The 4,765-nt window shown below is 28.8% G+C and carries 5 protein-coding genes; all 5 read right to left on the reverse strand.

The window, feature by feature from the left end; translation table 11 throughout:
• On the reverse strand, window positions 1-623 hold a 623-nt coding region (locus tag N4A42_RS05570), incomplete at its 3' end, for a LysE family transporter (protein WP_294071104.1).
• Window positions 624-777: 154 nt separating this feature from the next.
• A complete protein-coding gene (locus tag N4A42_RS05575) occupies window positions 778-1,449 on the reverse strand; it encodes a head GIN domain-containing protein (RefSeq protein WP_294071106.1) in 672 nt (223 codons plus the stop codon).
• A 4-nt stretch (window positions 1,450-1,453) separates the two neighbouring features.
• On the reverse strand, window positions 1,454-1,690 hold the full coding sequence (locus N4A42_RS05580; RefSeq protein WP_294071109.1) for a hypothetical protein: 237 nt from the start codon (window positions 1,688-1,690) through the stop codon (window positions 1,454-1,456).
• Window positions 1,691-1,693: 3 nt separating this feature from the next.
• On the reverse strand, window positions 1,694-1,993 hold the full coding sequence (locus N4A42_RS05585; protein WP_294071112.1) for a heavy metal-binding domain-containing protein: 300 nt from the start codon (window positions 1,991-1,993) through the stop codon (window positions 1,694-1,696).
• Window positions 1,994-2,096: 103 nt separating this feature from the next.
• Window positions 2,097-4,295 carry a ribonuclease R gene (rnr, locus tag N4A42_RS05590; protein WP_294071114.1) on the reverse strand — a complete coding sequence of 733 codons (2,199 nt, stop codon included), beginning with the start codon at window positions 4,293-4,295 and terminating at the stop codon, window positions 2,097-2,099.
• Between the last annotated feature and the right edge of the window lie 470 nt (window positions 4,296-4,765).

A 4,765-nucleotide genomic window follows, 5' to 3' on the forward strand; every position in this document is an offset into this window, starting at 1 on the left:
AAACCTTGAGATAAGAGTAGAATTCCGAAACCTAAAATAAATAGAGCTACAATTTTTTTGGTCTTAAAAATGCGTCGTGGAGTCAGTTTATTTTTTAGACGTTTTGCTGCGGCTATTTTAAATAAATCGCACACAAAATAAGATACTAACATAGAAACTATAAAAACTGTAATTCCATTTTTTGAAGTAGTTATTGAAGTACCTATGACTATAAAGCCTAACCATCCTAAAAGCACACCAATATTTATAAAATTTAGAAGAAAGCCTTTAACAAATAGCTTACCATAATCTTTTCTCGGAAGCGCTATTTTATGATGTTCTCTAACAATAGATCTAAAGGATTTAGATATTTTTATAAAAGAAATTAAACCATAAATTACAAGTAATACACCACCAAATACTAAAAGCTTAGGATCGTCTTTTATTTTATCTAAAAGCGTGTCTGTACTCATAAAAATGAGTAGTATAAAAACAATATCGGCAAAGATAACACCTAAATCAAAAATTAGAGCACTAGTAAAACCTTTAGTGGCACTAGTTTCTAACAGTACAAAAAATACTGGACCAATTGTAAATGCTAAAATAATTCCGAAAGGAATGGCTCTTAAGATATCATCTAACATGTAAACTTGTAGTTTACACAAAAGTACTAAAGAAATTAAAAATTATCTCAATAATACGGTTGAGATTTCTTACTTATTTAACTAGAAATCTATATTTAAAAATAATATTTGAATTAAAAATATCTAAAACGGTAATATAATTCTTATTCAGGTATTACATACGCTTAATTCTACCACCTAATACTCGGTTTTCGTCTACTTTTTTAGGGTCTCCGTAGATAAACACATCACCACCTGCTTTTATTCTTACTTCTACATATTCTGATGCATTTACAGAAGCTTCACCAGCTGCATTAATACTTACTTCTGTTTGTTCGGTTATTAATTCTTTACCATTAAATTCGCCACCTGTATAAATAGAAATATCTTGATTTTTAGAACTACCAGAAACATTAATAATTCCACCTGTAACAGCTCTAAAATTAGCATAGCTAGTTTTTATTTCGACAGTAATTTCACCGCCTTCTTGAGTTTTTAAATCAATCTCAAATTGTTCTATAGGTTCATTAACTACAATATTTGCTCCTTCGTTGGCATCTATAACTTCTACTGAAGTATAATAAAGTTGTATTACAGTATCATTACCATCATAACTTTCTTCGAGATTCATTCTTATTTTAAGCTTTCCGTTTTTATTTATAACCTGAACATCTTTTCTGTTTTTACCAGATATAACAACTTTATTTTCGTCTGATTTAATCATTTTAAGATTAATTAAATCGTAAACTTTTACGGTTGAAAATTCACCTATTGTTTTTTCGATAGTTTCTTGAGCATTGGTTATAAATGTTACCAATAAACTTAGGATAAAAATAGCTTTCTTCATGATGTTATTTTATGATAATTACTTTATTACTAAACAACCATTTAAGTTGAATTTGATCGCCAGATTGCTTTCTTACTATTCTTCTTTGAGGTGATAAAATTACTGTTATTGCTGCAGATATAGCAGACAATAAATAGGAATTAATATCATTAAATACCAATTGAATAATAAACCTAATAATTAAGTAGGTAACGAGGAAAATTATAAAAACGTATAGATTAGCTTTTGTACTTGTCTTCATACTTTAAATAGCTACTTTAACTGCAGTTCCTGTAACAGAAACCATAGCATAATTATGTGTAGTTAGTTCTATTTCAACTTTTATGCCAACAACAGCATTTGCGTTAAGTAATTTAGCATTTTCTTGTAACTGCTGAAATGCTTTTTCTTTTACAACATCTATACTATCTCTTACAGCACTAAAATATTTAGACATACTAAATCCCATAGCAAGCTTTTCTTCATTTATAGCAACACCTGTAACGATGCCTAAATAATCTGCTATTTTAAAACCTTCTATGGAATTGGTTGTGGTTAGAATCATGATTTTTTCTGATTAGTGTATTACTTTTATACAAAGTTACAATACAAATTTATTCTCAGTACATTTTTTTATTCTTCATAAAACACTAAAAATGATATAAATTTTAATCAATTTCTGGTTTTCCAACCATATAAAAATCTAAATGTTTTTTTACTAAATCTGTATTTTTTACTTTAACAATAACCTCATCACCTAGTTGATACATATTATGTGTATGTCTTCCGACCATAGCGTAATGCGACTGATCAAAATCGTAAGTGTCATCTTTCATGTCTCTAACACTTACCATACCTTCACATTTATTAGATATTATTTCTACATAAATTCCCCAATCTGTTACACCAGAAATGACTCCTAAAAATTCTTCATTTTCATGATCTTGCATAAAGCGAATTTGCATGTATTTAATAGAATCTCGTTCTGCCTTTGTGGCTAGATATTCCATATTACTACTATGCTTACATTTTTCTTCGTAAACCTCTTCATTAGCAGATTTACCTCCATCTAAATACTCTTGTAATAAACGATGTGCCATTACATCTGGATAACGACGAATTGGTGAAGTAAAATGACTGTAATAATCAAAAGCTAAACCATAATGACCAATATTATGTGTGGTATATTCTGCCTTTGCCATAGTACGAATTGCTAAGGTATCCACTAAATTTTGCTCCTTCTTCCCTACGACATCTTTTAATAAACCATTTAAAGAAGACGCTATACTGTTACGATCTTTAAAATTAAGCTTGTGTCCAAAACGACTAACAACTGTTTGTAATTGTGCTAGTTTAGATTCATCTGGTTCATCATGCACACGATACACAAAAGTCTTTTTAGGACTTTGTTTTCCTATAAATTCTGATACTTTTCTATTAGCTAATAACATAAATTCTTCAATCAACTTATTAGCATCTTTGCTAGTTTTAAAATACACACCAACAGGATTAGCGTCTTCATCTAAGTTAAATTTTACCTCAACCTTATCAAAAGAAATTGCACCAGTTCTCATACGATGTGAGCGCATTTTTTTAGCGAGTTCATCCATTTTTAAAATCGCATCTGCAATGGCTTGGTCTGTTTGATAAGCTTTACCTGTTAATGATACATCTTGAGGAATATTATTGGTTTTAGATTCTATAACCGCTTGTGCTTCTTCATACGCAAAACGTGCATCTGAATAGGTTACTGTTCTACCAAACCATTGGTTTTTAATTTCACATGCATCATTCATTTGAAAGACTGCTGAAAACGTATATTTTTCTTCATGTGGTCTTAAAGAACATGCACCATTAGATAAAATTTCAGGAAGCATTGGTACTACTCGATCTACTAAATAAATAGATGTAGCACGCTCGTAAGCTTCATCATCTAAAACGGTTCCTGGTTGTAAATAATGTGATACATCTGCTATATGAATACCAACTTCATATAAACCGTTTTCTAAAGCTTTAAAGGATAAAGCATCATCAAAATCTTTAGCATCTTTAGGATCTATAGTAAAGGTTAAATCTTTACGCATATCGCGACGCTTAGCTATTTCTTCTTCTGTAATAGAGGTATCTAATTGGTTTGCATACTGTTCTACTTCGTAAGGAAACTCATGTGGTAAACCATATTCTGCTAAAATAGAATGAATTTCTGTACTATGTTCTCCAGGTTTACCAAGAACTTCAACAACTTTACCATAAGGTGAATCTGCTTTTTCTGGCCAATCTGTAAGTGTTACTAAAACCTTATCACCATCTTCTGCTTTTTTAGTTTTATTAATAGGCACAAAAATGTCTTTATACATTTTTACACTATCTGCAATTACAAAAGCGAAGTTTTTATTTTCGTGTATTTGAATTGTACCAACATATTCGCTTTTAGCGCGTTTAATAATATTAGTAATCTCTCCTTCAATCTTACCACGTTTTCTGCGTTTGTAAGCATAGAATTCTACCTCATCTCCATCTAAGGCTTTGTTTATATTGTTTGAAGCGATGAATACATCTTCTTCAAAATCATCTGAAATAACATATCCATTACCTTTAGACGCTAGGTCTAAAATTCCTGTAAAATAATCTGTAGAAATAATGGCTTTAAACTTACCACGATCTACCTGCTCAATCTCTTGTTTAGCAGCAAGTTTAGCTAAGGTTTTTATAATCTGATTACGACTACTAGCATCGTTTACACCAATAATAGCAGCAATTTGTTTGTAGTTAAAAGATTTGTTTCGTTCTTTTTTTAATATACTTAAGATTGTATTTGTAAGGTTAGAAATCCCTTTTTTAGATTTCTTTTTTTTGTTTCTTTTCATTTATTTTTTAATCATATACATATCCTAAAAGTGTTAGGAATTCTTCATTTTAAACTTAATATAGGTGGAAGTGAAGTTATTAAGTTTATTACAAAGCTACATTATTAAAATTTAATAATGTTTTGATAAGGTTAAATAATTAAAAAATCACTTATTCACAATTATATATACTATTATCATTTTTCTTTTAAAATTTAAAAAAATAAATAATGGTTATTATAGGGTGTTAATAGTTAGTATAACTTTTATATCTTTTATTTTGAAAAGTTAAATTTTACAGTTTATTACGGTTTAATTAACATTAATTTAAAATCTAAATACTTGATATTTAATAAAACTAAATGTATTATGAACAACTGTTAATAACTCATGTTAATAGAAATAACTGATATCTATTTTTAAATTCTGTGTTAATTTCATCTATTAGACTATGAATAACTTCCTCGAAAAAAATGATTATTAAATTTTGA

The organism is Winogradskyella sp., from assembly GCF_025210595.1.
Lineage (GTDB): Bacteria > Bacteroidota > Bacteroidia > Flavobacteriales > Flavobacteriaceae > Winogradskyella.

What these genes read in the sequence shown, in the direction of transcription:
- N4A42_RS05575 (WP_294071106.1), bottom strand. Translation starts at nt 1,449, where the DNA reads ATGAAGAAAGCTATTTTTATCCTAAGTTTATTGGTAACATTTATAACC.
- rnr (WP_294071114.1), bottom strand. Translation starts at nt 4,295, where the DNA reads ATGAAAAGAAACAAAAAAAAGAAATCTAAAAAAGGGATTTCTAACCTT.
- N4A42_RS05585 (WP_294071112.1), bottom strand. Translation starts at nt 1,993, where the DNA reads ATGATTCTAACCACAACCAATTCCATAGAAGGTTTTAAAATAGCAGAT.
- N4A42_RS05580 (WP_294071109.1), bottom strand. Translation starts at nt 1,690, where the DNA reads ATGAAGACAAGTACAAAAGCTAATCTATACGTTTTTATAATTTTCCTC.